A 21,952-nucleotide genomic window follows, 5' to 3' on the forward strand; every position below is an offset into this window, starting at 1 on the left:
ACAATTTTCATCATCAGGTTTCAATCTATATTCTTTTTTCTAATAAAAGATTAATCATTCAATTTCAATACTGCCATAAAGGCTTCTTGAGGGATTTCTACGTTACCCACTTGGCGCATACGTTTTTTACCTTTCTTTTGTTTTTCCAATAATTTACGTTTACGCGAAATATCTCCACCATAACATTTGGCGGTAACGTCTTTACGCAAGGCTTTTATGGTTTCACGAGCGATAATTTTGGCTCCAATTGCTGCTTGAATTGGAATGTCAAATTGTTGTCTCGGGATTAATTCTCTCAATTTTTCGGTCATTTTTTTACCAATATGATAAGCATTATCTTCGTGAATCAATGCCGAAAGTGCATCTACATTACTTCCGTTTAATAAAACGTCAAGTTTCACTAATTTAGAAGTTCGCATTCCTATTGGAGAGTAGTCAAAGGAAGCATATCCTTTAGAAACGGTTTTTAAGCGGTCATAAAAATCGAATACAATTTCAGCCAAAGGCATATCAAAATTCAATTCGACTCTTTCTGTAGTCAGATAGGTTTGATTGGTAATTAAACCGCGTTTTTCGATACATAAACTCATTACGTTACCCACAAAATCAGCTTTGGTGATAATCGTAGCTTTGATATATGGTTCTTCTACATGGTCTAATTTAGAAGGTTCGGGTAAATCAGAAGGGTTGTTGACAATAAGAGGTGTTTCGGGATCCTTTTTGGTGTAAGCAAAATAGGAAACGTTAGGAACCGTCGTGATTACGGTCATGTCAAATTCTCTTTCCAGACGTTCTTGGATAATTTCCATGTGCAACATTCCTAAGAATCCGCAACGGAAACCAAAACCTAAGGCTGCCGAGCTTTCAGGTGTAAATACCAATGAAGCATCATTCAACTGTAGTTTTTCCATAGAAGAACGTAAATCTTCATAATCTTCGGTGTCTACGGGATAAATCCCAGCAAAAACCATCGGTTTTACATCTTCAAAACCGGTAATCATATTAGTAGTTGGCGTTTTTGCATCCGTCAACGTATCTCCTACTTTTACTTCTTTGGCTTCTTTAATTCCTGAAATCAAATAACCAACATCACCTGCCGAAATCACTTGTTTTGGAACTTGGTTCAGTTTTAAGGTTCCAATTTCGTCTGCAAAATATTCATTTCCGGTGGCCATGAATTTAATTTTCTGACCTTTTCGAATTTCACCGTTTTTAACACGGAAAATAACTTCAATTCCACGAAACGGATTGTAGTGTGAATCGAAAATCAAAGCTTGTAAAGGTTCGTCTATATTTCCTGTTGGCGGCGGAATCTTTTCGATAATCGCTGCCAAAATATTTTCGACACCAAAACCGGTTTTTCCCGAAGCATGAATAATATCTTCTAATTTACAGCCTAGTAAATCAATAATGTCATCACTTACTTCTTCCGGATTAGCACTTGGTAAATCCACTTTGTTTAAAACCGGGATAATTTCCAAGTCATTTTCTAAAGCCAAATATAAATTCGAAATGGTTTGTGCCTGTATGCTTTGAGCTGCATCCACAATCAAAAGTGCGCCTTCACAAGCGGCAATCGATCGGGAAACTTCATATGAAAAATCTACGTGTCCCGGAGTGTCAATCAAATTCAGGATATATTCTTCTCCCTTATAAGTGTATTCCATCTGGATGGCGTGACTTTTAATCGTAATACCGCGTTCACGTTCCAGGTCCATGTTGTCCAGCAATTGGGCCTTTTCTTCACGGGCAGTAACGGTTTGCGTAGCACCAAGTAAGCGGTCGGCGAGTGTACTTTTACCGTGGTCAATATGTGCAATAATGCAAAAATTTCTTATTTTTTTCATTTTTTCCATCTGTCAATTTTATTTTTGGCTTGCCTTGAATTTATTTCATGGCGTGACCACAAGGGTCGGGCTTCCTGTTGGTTATCAGAATATTACAAAAGGTTTCTTTTTTCCTAAAAAAGAAAGGATTTCCACTCTGATCTCTTACTCTAACCCGTTTTTAATTAAATTTACCTGACAGCCACTGGCTGTTCTCCTCTTAATCTCAAATCTCACGCAATCGCAAACCGCGACAATTAATCTGCAAATATACGCTAAATTCAGTAGTGTCAAAGCCTAGAATATACAAACTAATCAGTTAAGTAAGAAGTCTTTTCTCTTGCAACATTCGGCTATTCGTCTAAAAGTTGTAATTTTGCACCAAAATTAAGCAGATGGTCAAGATTGGCAACATAGAATTACCTGATTTTCCTTTACTTCTCGCACCCATGGAAGATGTGAGCGATCCGCCTTTTCGCAGATTATGCAAGGCTCATGGCGCCGATTTGATGTATTCGGAATTTATTTCTTCCGAAGGATTAATTCGTGATGCTATCAAAAGCCGAATGAAATTGGATATTTTTGATTACGAACGACCGGTTGGGATCCAGATTTTTGGTGGTGATGAAGAAGCAATGGCTTTATCTTCTAAGATTGTTTCTGCGGTAAATCCAGATTTAATAGATATTAATTTTGGTTGTCCTGTAAAGAAAGTAGTTTGTAAGGGTGCCGGAGCCGGAGTTTTGAAAGATGTAGATTTGATGATACGCCTGACTCAAGCTGTTATTGATAGTACCCATTTGCCGGTAACGGTAAAAACCCGTTTGGGATGGGATGATAATTCTATCAATATTGATGAAGTCGCTGAGCGTTTACAAGATATAGGTGTTGCTGCCTTGAGTATTCACGCCAGAACTCGTGCCCAAATGTACAAAGGTCATTCTGACTGGTCGCATATCGCCCGAGTGAAGAATAATCCTAGAATTACGATGCCCATTTTTGGTAACGGTGATATTGACAGTCCGGAAAAAGCATTACAATATAAAAACGAATACGGTATCGACGGAATTATGATTGGTCGTGCCGCTATTGGTTACCCTTGGATTTTTAATGAAATCAAACATTATTTCAAGACAGGGGAACATCTGGCTAAACCTACGGTTGCTGATAGAGTAGAAGCGGTGCGCAACCACTTAACTTGGGCAATGGAATGGAAAGGAGAACGATTAGGAATTGTGGAAACGAGACCACATTACACGAATTATTTCAAAGGAATTCATTCGTTTAAACCATTCAAACAACAATTGGTTACACAGGACAATCCAGCTGAATTGTTTGCTATTTTAAATAACATCGAACAAGCCTATTCGGGTTATGAGGTCGTTTAATGGAATAGATTTTTATAATATTTCAAACCCGAATTTCAGTAGTTTACTACTTAAATTCGGGTTTTTTATTGTTTAATGAGTCTTAATCTCTTGTTGGTTTTTATAAATATCTTACAGTCTGTCTCAATGTTGAAGTCTGTTAATCCAATAATTTCTTACTCACTCTGCTACTCGCAATCAACGAAGCAATAAAGCCAAGGGTGACAATCGTTGCTAAGACAATCATTACATTTTCAAGAGAAAAAATAACGGGATAAGCCAGTGTTGGGGTAATCATGATTAATTCAAAATGCTGTTGAATTAGTACAATTATAATCCCTAAAACGAGTCCGATAATTCCCCCAATAACACTAAGTAAGGTGCCCTGAAGAAGGAATATTTTGCGCAAATCTTTGATTTCGGTTCCGAGATTAAAAAGTGTTTTTAGATTGCCTTTTTTGTCTAGAATCATCATAATTAGTGCTCCGATGAGGTTAAAAAGTGCCACCACAATAACCAAAGTAAAGATCAAATACACGGCAATATTTTCGGTATTCAACATTTTGTATAAGGATTCATTGAGTTGAGCCCTGTTTTTTACCGTAATTTTGTTATTGAAAATTGTTTGAAGTTGTTTTATTATAAGATTCTCGTCGGCCCCTTTTTTTTCTTTGATTTCTATTCCCGAAACCTGGTTGGATTTATATCCCAATAGTTCTTGGGCTAAAGCTAAATCGGCAAAAACGTATTTGGAATCTAAATCTTCGCTTATGGCATAAATTCCAACAGGGAATACATCACTTTTGTTAAAAGCCTGTTCCTCATTTTCTATGTTTCCTTTTCCTGGTTTTGGGACTAAAACTTCCAGCTGATTGTTGAAATCCAGTAAACCCATCGAGAATTTCTGTGCGATTCCATAGCCTACAACAACTTGATGAGTATTAGGTTCAACCCATTGACCGTTATAAAGTGTTTTTTTAATGTCGTTTACTTTGCTAAAGTTAGAGTCAACACCTTTTAGAGAAGTAACTTGTTGTTTGTCATCAAATACAAATAAAACACGTTCTTCTATTATTTTAGAATAAGAGGCAAGGCCGTCAATTTTTTTGATTTGTGCTTCCTGTTCGGCAGAAACGAAAAAAGATTTTCCTAAAGTGCTGCTTATTTTTAGATCGGGATCTATGTCATTGCTGAACGAAAGACTAAAAACTTTCAATCCGCTAAAGACAGAAAGAACCACAAACAAAGCCATCGCACCCACAATGATTCCCATACTCGCGATGCGGTTGATGATATTTATGGCATTGTTTTTACTGTTACTAAGGATGTAACGCTTGGCTATGTAAAGAGGGAAATTCAAATTTTATTTAAACTTACGTTTCTCCAAAAGCTCTCTGTTCTCTATAGGATTGTCTCTATTGGCAAGCGCATTGTCAATTTTTTCAATGTAATCTAATGAATCATCAATAAAGAAAACTAAATTGGGTACTTTTCTCAATTGCAAACGCACTCTTTGCGATAAATCGTGTTTTATGTTTTTGGCATTTGACTTAACTGCTTCTAAAATCTCTTTTGCTTTATCCTGTGGGAAAACACTTAAATGAACTGTAGCCACAGATAAATCTGTAGTTACACTAACCTTGGATACCGAAATAATTAAATTGCTTACTCCGTTTTTTCTCACCTCACCTTGCAGAATGTCCACCAAATCTTTTTGGATAACTCCACCTATTTTTTTCTGTCTATTTGTTTCCATAGTGCAAAAATACTACTTTTAAACATTAAACGAACAATTTTTAAAAGCAACCTATTATTTAAGCTGTTTTTAGAAGCTTTTCCTGCTGTACACTCTATCTTTCCTGCTGAACTCCGGCAGGAAAGGATGTCGTTCCGATAGCTATCGGAACCATCAGGGCTAGGGCATTCGAGAAATCCAAAATTGTTAATCTAAAATCCAATGCAAAGACCTTCTTTCTCCATATATGACGCATCAGCCGGTTCAGGGAAAACCTATGCGCTTGTCAAAGAATACCTGAAAATTATTTTGGTGGCGCATAAAAATGACGCTTATCGAAACATTCTCGCCATTACGTTTACCAATAAAGCCGTACACGAAATGAAAAGCCGTATTGTAGGAAGTTTGTCTGAATTTGCCAAAGAAGAACCCAATAAAAAAGCCCAGGATTTAATGCAGGATTTGGCTGCGGATACGCAACTTTCTATTATTCAAATCAAAACCAAATCCCAACAGATCATCAAGCATATTATTCATAATTATGCTGCTTTTGATATTTCAACCATAGATAAGTTTACGCACAAAGTAATCCGTGCTTTCGCCCATGATTTAAATCTGCCGATGACTTTTGAAGTCACTTTGGATACCGAGAATTTACTGATTGAAGCCGTAGACGCCATCATTGCGCAAGCAGGCGAAGATGAAACATTGACCAAATTGTTGATTGATTTCACCATGGAGAAGACCGATGATGATAAGTCTTGGGATATTTCTCGCGAAATTCTCGATACCGGACGCTTGGTGCTTAATGAAAATCACCGTTCTGAAATCACCCATTTTCACGACAAATCCATTGCTGAATTTGTAGAAATAAAAAAGAAACTTGCTGAAAGCTGTAAAGTTATCGACAAAGAAAACGCCTCCTTAGCCGAAGGATTATTGGTTTTAATAGAAAATAACGGAATCGATCAAAAGTCGTTTTCTCGAGGTACTTTTCCAAATCATTTGGTAAGTATTCGAGATGGGAAATTCAACCCCAAGAATAAAACCTTTCACGAGTTTGATGACATTGCAATCAACAAGACGGCTAAAGATCGCGCTTTAATAGAAAATTTAATTCCAGAGTTAATCCAAATTCTGGGAACGATTTATAAAAATTTCGAAAAAAGAGATTTTTACAAAGCTTTTCTGAAAAATATAACACCGCTTTCGTTGTTGAATACTGTGAGTAATGAGTTGGCCAAAATTCAGGAAGAACAAAATGTGCTTTCTATAAGTGAGTTCAATGCGATTATTCATCGCGAAATTCAAAATCAGCCTGCCCCTTTTATATACGAACGATTGGGTGAGCGATACCGCCATTTTTTTATAGATGAATTTCAGGATACCTCTGAGATGCAGTGGCAAAACCTGATTCCGCTGATTGATAATGCGCTTTCTGGCCAAGACGATTTTGGAGAAAAAGGAACCTTGATGATTGTGGGAGATCCCAAACAATCCATTTATCGCTGGCGTGGTGGAAAAGCAGAGCAGTTTATTGAATTGAGTAAAGACAATAATCCGTTTAATAATCCAGATAAAAAGCTGGAACATTTAGATAAAAATTACCGTTCTTATTCGCGGGTAATTGATTTTAATAATGATTTTTTCAAGTTGGTTTCGGGTGAATTTGAACATCCTGATTACAAAGATTTGTATGAAAATCACAGTCATCAAAAAACCAATGATAAAAAGGGTGGTTATGTCAATATCTCTTTTATTCCAAAAGTGGAGTCGTCTGGAGAAGATGAAGAAACTTTGGATAAAACAGAATTATACGTTTTGGCAACTTTAAACACGATCCAGAAAGTGCTTCGCGAAGGTTTTGAATACAAAGATATTGTGATTCTGACTCGTAAACGTGATCAGGGAATAGCTATCGCTAATTATTTAACGGAGCAAAAGATTCCCCTTTTATCGTCAGAAACCTTGATGATTCAAAATGCAACCGAAGTGCGTTTGATTATTCACTTGTTAAAATACCTGAAAAATAATGCCGACTTGGAAGCGAAAGCCTATTTCTTGCATTATGTAGCCGAAAATATTCAGTATCAAATGGCAGTGCATGATTTTATTGCCAAAGGAATGGAGCAAAAAAACGAAGCTGATTTTGAAAATTGGCTGATGACATTTGATATTTCGTTGTCGTTCCAAAATATCCGTAAAAAATCATTGTATGAAGCGGTGGAAATTATTGTTTCCAAATTTCTGTCGCCAAACCTTGCTAAAGGAGGTGGAGCGTATGTGCAATATTTCCTCGATATCGTTTTGGAACGAGATGTGCGAAACCAAGCTGGAATTGCTGATTTCTTGAATTTTTGGGATAAAAATGCTGAAAAGTTTAGCATTCCCTCACCCGAGGGGAATAATGCGGTGCGTATTATGACGATCCATAAGTCTAAAGGATTGGAGTTTCCGGTGGTAATTATGCCTTTTGCCGAAGAGGATTATAGCCGAAAGCCCAAAGATAAACTATGGTTGGACGCAACGGAAATGGATTTTGGTTTGCCTAAAGTTTTAATAGACAACAGTAGCGCTGTGGAAGGTTTTGGTGAAGAGGCAAAATCAGTTTATGATCTAAAAAAACAAGAAGAATTATTGGATAATATTAATGTTTTGTACGTGGCTTTAACTCGTGCAGAAGAGCAATTATATGTTATTTCAAATATGAATTTGACTAGCAAAGGTGAAGTGAAAACCAATAATATGTCGACTTTCTTTATTAATTATTTAATGAACTATGGCGGCTTCGATGAAAATAAATTGGAATATGAGTTTGGAAATTCTAAAAAATTATCTTCAGCATCAAAGCATGTTGATACTTCAAAGAAGATTGAAGTGGCAGCAGAAATTTTAGATCCAAAAAATATAAAAATAGCCCAACGAGAAGCTTTAATGTGGGGAACGCATCAGCAGGAGTCAATCGAGTACGGAAATGTGGTACATGAAATTCTATCATTTGTGAAAACAAAAGAAGATGTGGATTTGGCTGTTGATAAAGCTATTGAGAACGGATTGATTAATTTTGGTCAAAAAGAGCTGGTGCATCAAACGGTCCAGGACATTGTCGATCATAAAGAATTGGAATTGTTTTTTGCAGAAGGAAATGTTGTTTTGAACGAACAAACCATTATTCAAAAAGAAGGAAGTACAATAAAGCCGGATCGAATGGTTCTGACTAAAAACAAGGAAGTTTTTCTGTTGGATTATAAAACAGGAACGCATAATCCAAAATATCAGACACAATTAGAGAATTACCAAAGTGCTATTGAATTGATGGGATATAAAGTGAGAAAAAAGGCGCTAATTTATATTGGAAAAGAAATTGATGTGGTAAATTTGTAGGCAAAAATTAGATAGAGAACGAATTATAAATATATTAAAAGGCATAAAAATGTACGGAAAAATTAAAGAACATCTTCAAAATGAATTGCAAACTATTGAAGACAACGGAATATTTAAAAAAGAAAGGATTATAACATCTCCTCAAGGAGCTGAAATAACAATTTCGACAGGAGAAACGGTTTTGAATTTTTGTGCTAATAATTATTTGGGTTTGTCGTCTCATCCCGAGGTAATTCAGGCGGCCAAAGATGCGATGGATACTCATGGTTTCGGAATGTCATCTGTTCGTTTCATTTGTGGAACACAAGATATTCATAAAACATTAGAAAGGAAAATTTCAGAGTTTTACGGAACAGAAGATACGATTCTTTATGCAGCCGCTTTTGATGCAAATGGAGGTGTTTTTGAGCCTTTATTGGGTGAAGGAGATGCGATAATATCTGATAGTTTAAATCATGCGTCTATTATTGACGGTGTGCGTTTGTGTAAAGCGTCTCGCTACCGTTATGCAAATAGCGATATGGAGGATTTAGAACAACAATTGATTAAAGCTAATGAAGCAGGCAGTCGTTTTAAAATAATTGTGACTGACGGTGTTTTTTCTATGGATGGTGTTGTTGCGCCTTTAGATAAAATTTGTGATTTAGCTGATAAATATGATGCTATGGTTATGGTGGATGAATGCCATGCCGCAGGTTTTATTGGTGCAACAGGCAAAGGAACGCTGGAAGCCAAAGGAGTGATGGGAAGAGTGGATATTATCACTGGTACACTTGGAAAAGCACTAGGAGGAGCCATGGGAGGTTATACTACAGCCAAAAAAGAAATAATTGAATTGTTGCGTCAACGTTCCAGACCGTATTTGTTCTCCAATTCATTGGCGCCTGCCATTGTAGGAGCTTCAATCAAGGTTTTTGAATTATTAGAAAAAGACACCACTTTAAGAGATAAATTGGAGTGGAATACAAATTACTTCAAAGAAGGAATGAAAAATGCAGGTTTTGATATTGTAGACGGAGATTCTGCTATTGTACCTGTGATGTTATATGATGCAAAATTGTCTCAAACAATGGCCGATGAGTTGTTGAAAAAGGGAATTTATGTGATTGGATTCTTTTTTCCGGTTGTTCCAAAGGATAAAGCAAGGATTAGAGTGCAATTATCTGCAGCACATACCAAAGAGCATTTAGATAAGGCAATAGGCGCTTTTGTTGAGGTTGGCAAAGCTTTGAAAGTTATATAGTACTTGTTTTTAGCTAGTTTTGATATATTTTTTCGCATTTTGTTAATCTTTTTTTTTGTAGTTAAAAATTTACGGGTTACTTTTGTTAGTAATTAACTAAATTGTAATTAAAAATAATAAGTATGAAACATCTTAACAAACTTTTAGTTGCTGTATTGATGACCATGGGATTAAGTTCTCAGGCACAAGATAGTAACAATCCGTGGGCTATCTCTTTTGGAGTGAATGCCGTAGACACTAAAACAAGTGCTGGTGGTGGTAACGGATGGTTAGACCGTCATTTCTCACAACCGTTTGCTGTGAAAGACAATTGGAACATACTTCCTTCGGTGTCTTATTTAAGCGTATCGAAATACATAGGAGATAATTTCTCTTTTGGAGTTGCTGGTTCAGTAAACAAAATTGATAAGTATGTGAAATTTGCTCCAACGGCTGTTGGTCATGATTCTCGTGGATATGTAGTTTCTAATCCTGGAGACTTGATGTATTATGGAATTGACGCTACTATCAAATATAGCTTCATGAACTTAATCAAGTCTAAAGTGATTGATCCGTCTTTATCTGTTGGAGGAGGTTATACTTTCTTTGGAGATAGTAGTTATGGAACATTAAATCCAGGAGCTGGTTTGACATTTTGGTTTACTGAAAATGTTGGTTTAGAACTTGCTACAAAGTATAAAAAATCATTTGGAGATAGAGAAGATGCTTCTGGTACTCCAGATGCCCCATCTCATTTTCAACATTCTGCAGGGATTATCTTCAAATTTGGAGGTAAAGACACTGACGGAGACGGTATTTATGATAAAGATGATGCTTGTCCAGAAGTTGCTGGTTTAAAAGAATTCCAAGGTTGTCCTGATACTGATGGAGATGGTATTCCAGACAAAGATGATGCTTGTCCAGATGTTGCAGGTCCAAAAGAACTAAATGGATGTCCTGATACTGACGGAGACGGAATCGCTGACAAAGATGATGCTTGTCCAGAAGTTGCAGGTTTAGCTTCTTTGAAAGGTTGTCCTGATACTGATGGAGACGGAATTGCTGATAAAGACGACAAATGCCCTACAGTGAAAGGACCAAAAGAAAACGGAGGTTGCCCTTGGCCTGATACTGATGGAGATGGTGTTTTAGATAAAGACGATGCTTGTCCTACAGTTCCTGGTCCAGCAAGTAACAAAGGTTGTCCTGAAGTTTCTGCTGAGGTTATGAAACAATTGAACGATTATGGTAAAGTAATTTTGTTTGATTCTGGAAAATCTACTTTCAAAAAACAATCTTATACTGTTTTAAAATCAATTGCTGATATCTTGAAAGAATATCCTAATTCAAAATTCATGATTGAAGGACATACTGATAGCGATGGAAGTAATGCATTAAACCAATCTTTATCTGAAAACAGAGCTGCAGCGGTTAAAAATTACTTAATTGAAAATGGTATCGAAGCTAGCAGATTAAGATCTACTGGTTATGGTGAAACTAAACCAATTGATAGCAACAAAACTGCTAAAGGAAAAGCTAACAACAGAAGAGTTGAAGTTTCTTTAATTAAAGAATAATTTTTCCTAAAATATTTATGAGAAACGCCCCGATTTATCGGGGCGTTTTTTTTATTTTTATAAAATGATAGATCCTTCTTTTTTAGACAAAATCGCTAAAGTTTTAGTTCAAGATTACTCCGATAAGTTATCGAATACCATAGTAGTTTTGCCAAATAAAAGAGCTAAGATATTCTTAATCGAGGCTCTTAAAAAACAAGTTTCAACAAATATTCTTTCACCAGAGATTATTAGTATTGAGGATTTTATTCAGGATATTGCCGGTATTCGTTCTATAGATCCTATCGAATTACTCTTTGAGTTTTATGAAGTTTATTTATCCATAACAGAGAAATCCAATCAGCAATCATTTGAGTTATTTGCTAATTGGGCCAAAATGCTACTGCAGGATTTTAATGAAATCGATCGGTATTTATTAGATCCATCTCATGTTTTGTCTTATTTGAAAGACATTGAAGATATCAAAAAATGGGGAATTGAAGTAGAAAATAAAACACAGTTGCTTGAAAATTATATTGATTTTTGGAAACTGCTACCATATTACTATCAATCGTTATATGCTCATTTGTTAAAAAAAGGAATTGGTTACCAAGGTTTAATTTACCGTCAAGCGGTAGAAAATCTGATTCATTTTTCGAATTCTGTTGCCAATAAGAAATATGTGTTTGCTGGATTTAATGCATTAAATGCTTCTGAAGAAAAAATCATTCAACATCTTATTGCATCGGATCAGGCCAAAATATATTGGGATGCTGACCAGACTTTTTTGAATGATCCCTATCATGATGCCGGATTGTTTATAAGAAGATTTAAAGCGAGTTGGAAACACTATAAATCCAATCCTTTTGAATGGATTGTAGATGATTTTTCGCAGACAAAAAATATCCAAGTAATTGGTACGCCCAAAACCATTGGTCAAGCCAAAATTACTGGAAGTATCATTGAAAATATCATTAATGAAAACACAAGTGCTTCCCTTGATAAAGTAGCCGTTGTTCTTGGCGAAGAGAATTTACTGGTGCCACTATTGTATTCTTTGCCTTCGACTGTTGGGGCTTTGAATATTACTATGGGATATCCGAGTAAAAATAATCCTGCCCAAATTTTGATTGCAAAGCTATTTAAAATGCATACCAATGCTTTGTCTCGAAAATCAAACAGCTATGTTTTTTATTATAAAGATGTATTGGATATTTTGACCCATCCTTTGGTAGAACCTTATGCTAAAACGACTGCTTTAGTGAATGTTATCAACCAGAATAATTACACTTTTATCACCCATCAGAAAGTGATGGAGTTGAATCAAGAGCCAACGGATTTATTTTTGTTGCTTTTTCAAAAATGGGAAAAAGGATCGATTGCCGTTTTACAAACAGTTTCTAGTTTGTTGCTGACTATCAAGAATAATCTGAGTAATGATAATGAAGAAGAAAAAATTACCAAAGCCTTTGTTTTTGCTATTTTCAAAGTAATCAACAAATTGATTAATTATTATTCAAAACACGAACATATTGATAAAATTGAAACTTTACACGCTATTTACAAACAGGTAATTGATTTGGCTGAGGTTTCTTTTGAAGGGGAGCCTTTGAATGGTTTACAGATTATGGGAGTTTTAGAAAGTCGTGTGTTGGATTTTGATACCGTTATTGTCACTTCGATGAATGAAGGCAAGTTTCCGGCAGGGAAATCACAGAATTCTTTTATTCCTTATGATGTAAAAAGAGAATTGGGATTGCCTACTTTCAAAGAGAAAGACGCTATTTATACGTATCATTTTTATCATTTATTGCAGCGCGCCAAAAACATTTATTTGTTGTATAATACCGAAAGTGAAGGTTTGGATGCAGGAGAAAAAAGCCGATTTATCACCCAATTAGAAGTCGAAAAGCAGCGAAATCATACGTTGACACACGAAATTTATAACGCGGTTTTACCAGAGACGGCTTACACGCCCATGATGATAGAAAAATCCGAAGCGGTGATGTTGCGTTTGAAGGAAATTGCCAGTGCCGGTTTCTCGCCTTCTGCTTTGACGAGCTATATCCGAAACCCGATTCAGTTTTATTTCCAAAAGATTTTGCGCATTCGCGAAGTCGAAGAAGTCGAAGAGAATATCGCTTTGAATACTTTGGGAACCATTATTCATGAAACTTTAAAAGCCTTATACGATCCTTTTGTGGGTAAATTCATTTCAGAATCCGATATTGAAAATTGCTTTAAGCAAATTGATGCCGAGGTTTTGAAACAATTTAAAATCGTTTATAAAGAAGGCGAAATTAAAAAAGGGCGAAATCTTCTTGCTTTTGAGGTCGCTAAACGCAATGTGTCCAATTTCTTGAAAGTTGAATTGGAAAGTATAAAAACGGGTGATGCCATCAAAATTATTGCTTTAGAAAAGACTTTTGAACGCAGTTTAGAACATCCTAGTTTGCCTTTTCCGGTATTGATAAAAGGAAATGTGGATCGAATAGAAGAGCGCAACGGAACCATTCGAATTATCGATTATAAAACGGGTAAAGTAGAGAAGTCCAGTGTGACTTTGAAAACTTGGAAAGGACTGACCGAAGAGATTAAGAACGACAAAATCATTCAGGTATTGGCGTATGCTTATATGTATGAAGTTGAAGCGAATTCAAAACCTATCGAAGCTGGAATTATTTCGTTTAAGAATTTAAAATCTGGGTTTTTACCTTTTAATTTTAAAGAGGAAAAAGAAGCCAATCAAATTATTAATGGAGAAGTAATGACGAACTATCTTGAAGAGATTGTGTCGCTGTTGACTGAAATATTGGATCAAACCATTCCTTTTGAGGAGAAAGTGTAATGGTTTTCTAACCGCCAAGTTGAATAAGTTAATACAGGATTTAAATTCTTTTAAAAAAATCTAATAATACTTTAGTCAGTTCTGATTGATTTTCAATATGTAACATGTGACCGTCAGGGAAAGAAATCAATTCTACCTCGGTATTTTCAATTTGTGTTTTAGTTTCCTCATATTGTAAAACAGGATCTTTTTTGCCCAAAATAAGTAGTTTCGGAAAAGGGCTAAGATGCAATAAAACTTCGCGATCTGGTCTTATTTTCATTCCTTCCAAAGAAGCAACAATGCCCTGTAAAGGGGTTTTTAAGGCTTCATTTTTTACATTTTCTATTTCCTGCGAAAGTCTTTCCCTGTTGTTTTCGCTAAATAAATTAGCAATAGACAGCGATATAAAGTTGGTAAACGAATGCTTTACGGCTTTGATGGCGCGGTCTCTGTTTCGTTTTCGTTCGTCACTGTCGGCTCTAGCGGTAGAATTTAATAAAACCATTTTTTTTACAAAATCAGGATACAATTCGGCCAAAGCCAAAGCCACATAGCCGCCCATAGAATGACCTACAAAAATCGCTTTTCGGATGCGTAATTCCGCTAAAACGGTATGAACAGCATCGGCATTGTCTTCCATTGAATGAACATAACCCATGCATTCGGTTGCTCCATGTCCCAATAAATCAATGGTGATTACTCTGTTTTTTTTAGAAAATGCATTAATATAATTGTCCCACATTCGTTGGTTTTCCAGAAAACCGTGAAGTAAAACGATAGCAGTTCCTTTTCCAGTATCACTGTAGGCGATGTTTGTATTTTTAAATTGTATCTGATTCAAAGGTCCGTTTTTTTACAAAATTAAGACTTTAATTTTTTTGAAGTCTTTGGGGATTGAGAAAATTAAGTTTTAAGATTGAGGAAATGGTTGAAAAAAAAACAGCTCTCTCTGAGAGCTGTAAGGAATTTTAAAAACGTCTGTCTCCATCAAGAAGGCTTCCTAAGCCACCAAGAATGCTTCCTTCTTCACGGCTGTTTCCGCCGGCTCTTGGTGCCGAGGCGATGATTCTGTCCGCTAGACGGCTGAAAGGTAATGATTGCACGTAGACCGTTCCGGGACCACGCAGAGTGGCGTAAAATAAACCTTCGCCTCCAAAAATGGAGTTTTTGATTCCGCCAATGAACTCAATGTCATAATCGATATCTTTGGTAAATCCAATGATGCAACCCGTATCAACTTTCAGAATTTCACCTGGTTTTAGTTCTTTTTTAGCCATTGTTCCGCCGGAATGAACAAAAGCCATGCCGTCACCTTCAATTTTTTGCATGATGAAACCTTCACCACCAAAAAGACCGGTGCCTATTTTTTTGGAGAATTCGATGCCAACGGAAACGCCTTTGGCAGCGCATAAAAAAGAACTCTTTTGGCAGATGAATTTTCCTTGAAATTCGGTCAGGTCAATAGGGAGAATTTTTCCGGGATATGGAGAGGCAAAAGATACCTTGCCTTTGGTATGGTTTTGATTGATAAAGGCGGTCATGAACAAGCTTTCGCCGGTTAGGACTCTTTTTCCTGCATTTAAAAGTTTGCCAAATAAACCGGATTGCTGTTCTGATCCGTCGCCAAAAATGGTTTGCATCTGGATGTTATTGTCCATCATCATAAAACTGCCGGCCTCGGCAATGACGATTTCTTGCGGGTCTAATTCGATTTCTACATATTGCATTTCTTCACCAAATATCTGGTAATCGATTTCATGTGCTGTCATAATTTTGATTGTGTTGATTTTTTAAAAGATGATTTATTTTTTTTGAACCCGTAAAATAAAGGGCATTAAGTTTTTTTGTAAGACGCGAATGCAGTTATAAAGTTACAGGTTTTGGTTATTTTTGGTTTTATTTTTTGAAAGATTTAACGTTGTTTCATTGCGCAAGGGATGGCAGCGGATAGCCCACAGTCCCGATTTTTTCGGGACGAGGACTACTAGCGAACAGCCCGGTCCTGCCGGAGTTTACGAAAGCGGGATGCGCCCAAAGAATCGTTTAATCGGTTGTTTGTTTAATTGGATTTTGGGCATAAAAAAACGGCTCACATTGCTGCGAACCGTCTTTATTCTTTTCCTTTTCTTCTATTTTTTTAGGAGTGCATTAAGCTTTCTATTTCGTCCACTTCAATTGGGATGTTGCGCATCAGGTTAAATGGAGCGCCAGTTTCCTGGATAACGACATCATCTTCCAGACGGATTCCGAAACCTTCGGCAGGAATGTAGATTCCCGGTTCTACGGTGAAAACCATATTGGCTTGCATTGGTTCTGTCAGGATTCCATAATCATGCGTATCTAATCCCATGTGGTGCGATGTTCCGTGCATGAAGTATTTCTTGTAGGCTGGCCAGTCAGGGTTTTCGTTTTGTACATCGGCTTTGTCAATTAATCCTAAACCAAGCAATTCCGAAGTCATTATTTTTCCTACCTCAATATGGTATTGTTTCCATATGGTGCCTGGAACTAGCATTTTAGTGGCTTCGTTTTTTACATTTAAGACCGCGTTGTAAACGGCTTTTTGTCGGTCAGAGAATTTTCCTGATACCGGAATGGTACGCGTCATATCACTGGAGTAGTTTGCATATTCAGCACCTACGTCTAATAGTATTAAATCTCCGGCTTTACATTGTTGGTTGTTTTCTATGTAATGCAATACATTGGCATTGTTTCCTGAACCTATAATTGGCGTGTAAGCAAAACCTTTAGAACGATTTCGAATGAATTCGTGGATGAATTCGGCTTCGATTTCGTACTCCATTACGTTAGGTTTTACAAAAGAAAGGATTCTTCTAAAACCTTTTTCGGTGATGTTGCAAGCTTGTTGGATTAGGTCTAATTCTTCGCTTTCTTTTACGGAACGGATGCGTTGCAAAATAGGATTGCTCTTGGCAACGGCATGTGCTGGGTATTTTTCTTTCCACCATTTCACAAAACGAGCTTCACGAGTTTCAGTCTCTACTGTTGCTCTGTAGTGTTCGTTTGTATTGATGTAAATCGTGTCTGAATGTGTCATTAATTCGAATAAAATTTTTTCGAATTCCTGTAACCAATACACGGTTTTGATTCCTGAAACGGCTAAGGCACGTTCCTTAGTTAGTTTTTCTCCTTCCCAAACCGCAATGTGATCGTTGGTTTCTTTTAGGAATAAGATTTCTCTTTGGTGTTCGTAAGGAGCATCTGGAAATAATAATAAAATGCTTTCTTCTTGATCTACGCCACTTAGATAAAAAATATCGCGGTGCTGCGCAAAAGGCATTGTGCTATCAGCGCTTATAGGATAAATATCATTTGAGTTAAATATGGCTGCACTTTTAGGCTTCATTTGGCCCATGAATTTAGCACGATTTTTTATAAATAAGTCACGGTCAATTTGATGGTATTTCATAACAATTCAGTTTATACTTTTAAGTATTCAAAAATACTAAGATTAAATCAGTTTAAGTTATGAATTTGATAAATTTTATAGAAAAATAGTAATGGCGGCTGTTTGGGATTTTGTCTTTAGATTGCAGGTTTTGGGTTCAAGTTGTAACGTATTTTGTTGATTTTGTTGTATTTGTTTTTGGTAATAGAGGTGTTTTATTACAATCTAAAATTTAAAAAAGCTTTGGTTTGTTATTAATCATCAAGCAATCAGCTAAAAGTGTTTTTTAAGAGAAGACCAAAAGCTTAATAAGGCACTTTAAAATCATTATAAATAACAGCGAAAAGGTTGTAGTTCATGTCTATTTGCTTTATTTTTGTCATATTTTTTAAAACAAATTATTCAAATCTTATGGCAAAATCTGCATTATTGAAGTCGTCAATAGCTAAAAAAGTTGCTATGGCGCTTTCAGGAATTTTTTTGATGTTGTTCCTCGCACAGCACTTCTTCATCAATATGACGTCGGTTTTTAGTTCTAATACTTTTAATTCGATATCCCATTTTATGGGGAACAATCCTTTGGTTCAATTCGTTATTCAGCCAATTTTAATCGTGGGAGTGATTTTTCACTTTATTATGGGTTTTGTTTTGGAAATTCAAAACAGAAACGCAAGACCGATTTCTTATGCTAAAAATAACGGAGCGGCTAATTCTTCTTGGGCTTCAAGAAACATGATTTATTCTGGGGTAGTAATTCTTGCATTTTTAGGATTACATTCTTACGATTTTTGGGTTCCAGAGATGGTGTACAAATACGTAGAAGTTAATCCATTGGATGAAACAAGGTATTTCCATGAATTAGTGGCAAAATTTGAAAGTCCAGTTCGTACTGCTTTATACTGCTTGTCATTTGTGTTGTTGTCTTTACACTTGCGCCACGGATTTAGTTCTTCTTTCCAATCAGTAGGACAAAATAACAAATACACAAAAGGGATGAAAGGTTTTGGATTATGGTTTTCTGTAATCGTTCCTTTAGGATTCGTAGTTATTGCATTATTTCATCATTTCAATCATTAATATTCAATTATAATGGCATTAGATTCAAAAATTCCAAATGGTCCAATTGCGGACAAATGGACCGATTATAAAGATCATATTAATTTAGTAAACCCTGCTAACAAACGTAATTTAGATATTATCGTTGTTGGGACAGGACTAGCAGGAGGTTCTGCCGCTGCTACTTTGGCTGAGTTAGGATATAACGTAAAAGCATTTTGTTTTCAAGATTCACCACGTCGTGCGCACTCTATTGCGGCACAAGGGGGAATTAACGCGGCAAAAAATTATAAAGGAGACGGTGACTCCGTTCACAGATTGTTTTACGATACTGTAAAAGGAGGAGATTACCGTGCTCGTGAGGCAAACGTATACCGTTTGGCTGAAGTTTCTTCTAATATTATTGACCAATGTGTGGCTCAAGGGGTGCCATTGGCTCGTGAATATGGTGGGTTATTGGATAACCGTTCATTTGGAGGAACTTTGGTTTCTCGTACATTTTATGCTCAAGGGCAAACAGGACAGCAATTATTGTTAGGAGCTTATTCGGCAATGAACCGTCAAATTGGTCGTGGAAAAATCAAAATGTACAACCGTCATGAAATGCTTGAATTAGTAATTATCGACGGAAAAGCAAGAGGAATTATCGCTCGTAACTTAGTTACTGGTGAAATCGAGAGACATTCAGCTCACGCAGTTGTTATTGGTTCTGGAGGTTACGGAAACGTATTCTTCTTATCAACAAATGCAATGGGTTCTAATGCTACTGCAGCTTGGAAAATTCACAAAAAAGGAGCTTTCTTCGCGAACCCTTGTTATACTCAAATTCACCCAACATGTATTCCGGTTTCGGGAGATCACCAGTCTAAATTGACTTTGATGTCAGAATCGTTGCGTAATGACGGACGTATCTGGGTTCCTGCAAAATTAGAAGATGCGCAAGCGATTCGTGAAGGAAAGAAAAAAGCAACTGATTTAGCGGAAGCTGACAGAGATTATTTCTTAGAAAGAAGGTATCCTGCTTTTGGTAACTTGGTTCCGCGTGACGTAGCTTCTCGTGCTGCTAAGGAAAGATGTGATGCTGGTTTTGGTGTAAATAAAACAGGTGAAGCAGTTTACCTGGATTTTGCTGCAGCTATCCAACGTTACGGAAAAGAACAAGCACACATTAAAGGATTAGATGAAAACGATACAAAATTAGTAACTAAATTAGGGACTGATATCGTAAGAAGTAAATACGGGAACTTGTTCCAAATGTATTATAAAATTGTAGACGAAGATCCGTATACAACTCCAATGATGATTTACCCAGCGGTTCACTACACAATGGGTGGAACTTGGGTTGATTATAACTTGATGACAACAATTCCGGGTTGTTTCTCTATCGGAGAGTCTAACTTCTCAGACCACGGGGCCAACCGTTTAGGAGCTTCTGCTTTGATGCAAGGTTTGGCTGATGGATACTTTGTATTGCCTTATACAATTGGTGATTATTTAGCTCCGGATATCAAAATGGGCGCTATTTCTACAGATAGACCTGAGTTTGATGAGGCAGAGAAAAGCGTAAAAGATTTGATTGCTAAATTTATGAATAATAAAGGAACGCATTCAGTAGACCACTTCCATAAAAAATTAGGTAAAATTATGTGGAATAAAGTAGGGATGGCTCGTAACGCTAAAGGATTGACTGAGGCTATCGAAGAAATCGCTGCTTTACGTGAAGAGTTTTACAAAGATGTAAAAGTACCGGGAACTGACAAAGGATTCAACCAAGAGTTAGAAAAAGCAATTCGTGTTGCCGATTTCTTAGAATTAGGAGAATTGTTTGCTAAAGATGCCTTACACCGTAACGAATCTTGTGGAGGTCACTTCCGTGAAGAATACCAAACCGAAGAAGGTGAGGCTTTGCGTGATGACGAAAATTTTGCATATGTAGCTGCTTGGGAATACAAAGGAAAACCTAGCGATGCTGTATTGCACAAAGAGCCATTGGTTTACGAAAACATCAAACTAGTTCAAAGAAGTTACAAATAGAATTTTGTCAAAAGTCGAAAGTCAAAAGTCTTAAAGTAAAGGCTTTCGACTTTTGACTTTAAGACTTTCAAACTAAAAAGATATGAAACTTACATTAAAAATATGGCGTCAGAAAAACGCCCAAGATAAAGGAGCAATGGTTGATTATAAAATCGACGGAATTGAACCTGATATGTCATTCCTTGAAATGCTTGACGTATTCAACGAACAACAAATCAATGCTGGTGAAGAACCAGTAGCTTTTGATCACGATTGTCGTGAAGGAATCTGCGGAATGTGTTCTTTATTCATTAATGGTGAAGCACACGGGCCAGACAGAGGAGTTACCACTTGTCAATTGCACATGCGTATGTTCAACGATGGAGATACAATCACTATTGAGCCATTCCGTGCTGCTGCTTTCCCGGTAGTTAAAGATTTAGTAGTTGACAGAAGTTCTTTTGACAGAATTCAACATGCTGGAGGATTTATTTCGGTGAACACTTCTGGAAATACAATTGATGCAAATACAATCCCTGTTAACAAGAAAGATGCTGATGACGCTTTTGATGCGGCTACTTGCATTGGTTGCGGTGCTTGTGTTGCTTCTTGTAAAAACTCATCTGCAATGTTGTTTGTGGCTGCTAAAGTGTCCCAATACGCGTTGTTACCTCAAGGTAGAATTGAAGCTACAGATCGTGTATTGAACATGGTAAATCAAATGGATCATGAAGGTTTTGGAAACTGTACCAATACTGGAGCTTGTGAGGTAGAATGTCCAAAAGGGATTTCTTTGGAGAACATCGCTCGTATGAACAGAGAATATTTATCTGCCTCTTTGAAAGGATAAAAACAACTCGTTTTATAATACTAAAAACGCATTCATTGATTTGAATGCGTTTTTTTATGTTTAAAATTATTTCATTTGAAGCGTATTTAGTCTTTCCAGCCCCAAGGAGCTGAAGGTGTTGCAACTGTTTTTGTTAAATCAAATTTTACGGTAAAAAGTCTGTCCGAGCCGATGCGTCTTAAATTGTAAGTGAAAGATTTTTCGTCCAAAGTAATCCACCAGACATTTGCAGCAGCATTTGGTATTAAATCACAGGTTTGTTGATCGGCAGGAAAAAATTGTAATGTAGGTGAACCCGAATTGGAAGTTATTCCACCATATTGGGTAACCTTGTCTTCGGAACCATCCTCGTGACGATGGTCGTGTTTTAGTTGAATTCGGTCATTCTCATAAGTTAATACCCAAGTTCTGGATTTGTCATCTGCCACAAAAAATGGGATTCGAATCGTGTTTTCGTCACAATTGCGAACGTGCATCACTAGTTTTTTGTTTCGAAAAGCATCGTTTTCAGTGCCTTCAATCACTTCTCCTTCGAAAGATTTTCCGCAGTGTTTTTGTAGATTTTCCCAAAATTGTTTTGCGCCTGATTTTTCTTGAGCAAAAATCAAAACGGAAAACAGCATACAGCATAGGAATAGGGTCTTTTTCATAAAATGTTTTTTTGCTAATATAAGGAACTTGTGCTATTGTGATATTTCTTATTT

At 36.6% G+C, this 21,952-nt stretch carries 15 protein-coding genes; 8 read left to right on the forward strand and 7 right to left on the reverse strand.

Annotated elements, in window-relative coordinates:
- Positions 1-50 precede the first annotated feature (50 nt).
- A complete protein-coding gene (lepA, locus tag BUB25_RS04900) occupies positions 51-1,847 on the reverse strand; it encodes a translation elongation factor 4 (RefSeq protein WP_072940881.1) in 1,797 nt (598 codons plus the stop codon).
- Between the two features lie 374 nt (positions 1,848-2,221).
- On the opposite strand from lepA, the gene dusB reads away from it, so the two are divergent.
- Positions 2,222-3,214: a tRNA dihydrouridine synthase DusB gene (dusB, locus tag BUB25_RS04910; protein WP_072940887.1), complete on the forward strand. Its 993-nt coding sequence runs from the start codon at positions 2,222-2,224 to the stop codon at positions 3,212-3,214.
- 139 nt (positions 3,215-3,353) lie between these two features.
- Here dusB and BUB25_RS04915 read toward each other — a convergent pair whose 3' ends face one another.
- A complete protein-coding gene (locus tag BUB25_RS04915) occupies positions 3,354-4,553 on the reverse strand; it encodes an ABC transporter permease (protein ID WP_072940891.1) in 1,200 nt (399 codons plus the stop codon).
- Between the two features lie 3 nt (positions 4,554-4,556).
- Positions 4,557-4,949 carry a 30S ribosome-binding factor RbfA gene (rbfA, locus tag BUB25_RS04920; RefSeq protein ID WP_072940895.1) on the reverse strand — a complete coding sequence of 131 codons (393 nt, stop codon included), beginning with the start codon at positions 4,947-4,949 and terminating at the stop codon, positions 4,557-4,559.
- 201 nt (positions 4,950-5,150) lie between these two features.
- Here rbfA and BUB25_RS04925 point away from each other — a divergent pair, with 201 nt between their 5' ends.
- The 4 genes from BUB25_RS04925 (at position 5,151) to BUB25_RS04940 (ending at position 13,938) form a co-directional block, all read left to right on the forward strand.
- Positions 5,151-8,312, forward strand: a complete 3,162-nt coding sequence (locus BUB25_RS04925; RefSeq protein WP_072940899.1) for a UvrD-helicase domain-containing protein — start codon at positions 5,151-5,153, stop codon at positions 8,310-8,312.
- Between the two features lie 49 nt (positions 8,313-8,361).
- Complete coding sequence (gene kbl, locus BUB25_RS04930; RefSeq protein ID WP_072940902.1) at positions 8,362-9,555, forward strand: glycine C-acetyltransferase; 1,194 nt, start codon at positions 8,362-8,364, stop codon at positions 9,553-9,555.
- Positions 9,556-9,677: 122 nt separating this feature from the next.
- Positions 9,678-11,111, forward strand: a complete 1,434-nt coding sequence (locus tag BUB25_RS04935; protein ID WP_072940904.1) for an OmpA family protein — start codon at positions 9,678-9,680, stop codon at positions 11,109-11,111.
- Between the two features lie 64 nt (positions 11,112-11,175).
- Positions 11,176-13,938 carry a PD-(D/E)XK nuclease family protein gene (locus BUB25_RS04940; RefSeq protein ID WP_072940907.1) on the forward strand — a complete coding sequence of 921 codons (2,763 nt, stop codon included), beginning with the start codon at positions 11,176-11,178 and terminating at the stop codon, positions 13,936-13,938.
- Positions 13,939-13,978: 40 nt separating this feature from the next.
- Here BUB25_RS04940 and BUB25_RS04945 read toward each other — a convergent pair whose 3' ends face one another.
- The 3 genes from BUB25_RS04945 to BUB25_RS04955 all read right to left on the reverse strand — a co-directional run bounded on the left by BUB25_RS04945 (position 13,979) and on the right by BUB25_RS04955 (position 17,350).
- Positions 13,979-14,761, reverse strand: coding sequence for an alpha/beta fold hydrolase (locus BUB25_RS04945; RefSeq protein WP_072940911.1), 783 nt, complete (start codon positions 14,759-14,761; stop codon positions 13,979-13,981).
- Positions 14,762-14,888: 127 nt separating this feature from the next.
- Positions 14,889-15,689, reverse strand: a complete 801-nt coding sequence (locus BUB25_RS04950) for a TIGR00266 family protein (protein ID WP_072940914.1) — start codon at positions 15,687-15,689, stop codon at positions 14,889-14,891.
- A 368-nt stretch (positions 15,690-16,057) separates the two neighbouring features.
- Positions 16,058-17,350, reverse strand: coding sequence for an aminopeptidase P family protein (locus BUB25_RS04955; protein WP_072940918.1), 1,293 nt, complete (start codon positions 17,348-17,350; stop codon positions 16,058-16,060).
- A 390-nt stretch (positions 17,351-17,740) separates the two neighbouring features.
- Here BUB25_RS04955 and BUB25_RS04960 point away from each other — a divergent pair, with 390 nt between their 5' ends.
- From BUB25_RS04960 to BUB25_RS04970, 3 genes are all read left to right on the forward strand, one after another.
- Positions 17,741-18,406, forward strand: a complete 666-nt coding sequence (locus BUB25_RS04960; protein WP_072941075.1) for a succinate dehydrogenase cytochrome b subunit — start codon at positions 17,741-17,743, stop codon at positions 18,404-18,406.
- A 12-nt stretch (positions 18,407-18,418) separates the two neighbouring features.
- Entirely contained in the window at positions 18,419-20,419 is a 2,001-nt protein-coding gene (locus BUB25_RS04965) for a fumarate reductase/succinate dehydrogenase flavoprotein subunit (protein WP_072940921.1), read from the forward strand.
- Between the two features lie 82 nt (positions 20,420-20,501).
- On the forward strand, positions 20,502-21,248 hold the full coding sequence (locus BUB25_RS04970; protein WP_072940924.1) for a succinate dehydrogenase/fumarate reductase iron-sulfur subunit: 747 nt from the start codon (positions 20,502-20,504) through the stop codon (positions 21,246-21,248).
- An 86-nt stretch (positions 21,249-21,334) separates the two neighbouring features.
- Here BUB25_RS04970 and BUB25_RS04975 read toward each other — a convergent pair whose 3' ends face one another.
- Positions 21,335-21,898 carry a hypothetical protein gene (locus tag BUB25_RS04975; RefSeq protein WP_072940927.1) on the reverse strand — a complete coding sequence of 188 codons (564 nt, stop codon included), beginning with the start codon at positions 21,896-21,898 and terminating at the stop codon, positions 21,335-21,337.
- Positions 21,899-21,952 lie beyond the last annotated feature (54 nt).

The sequence above is a fragment of the Flavobacterium granuli genome (assembly GCF_900129705.1).
Taxonomy (GTDB): domain Bacteria; phylum Bacteroidota; class Bacteroidia; order Flavobacteriales; family Flavobacteriaceae; genus Flavobacterium; species Flavobacterium granuli.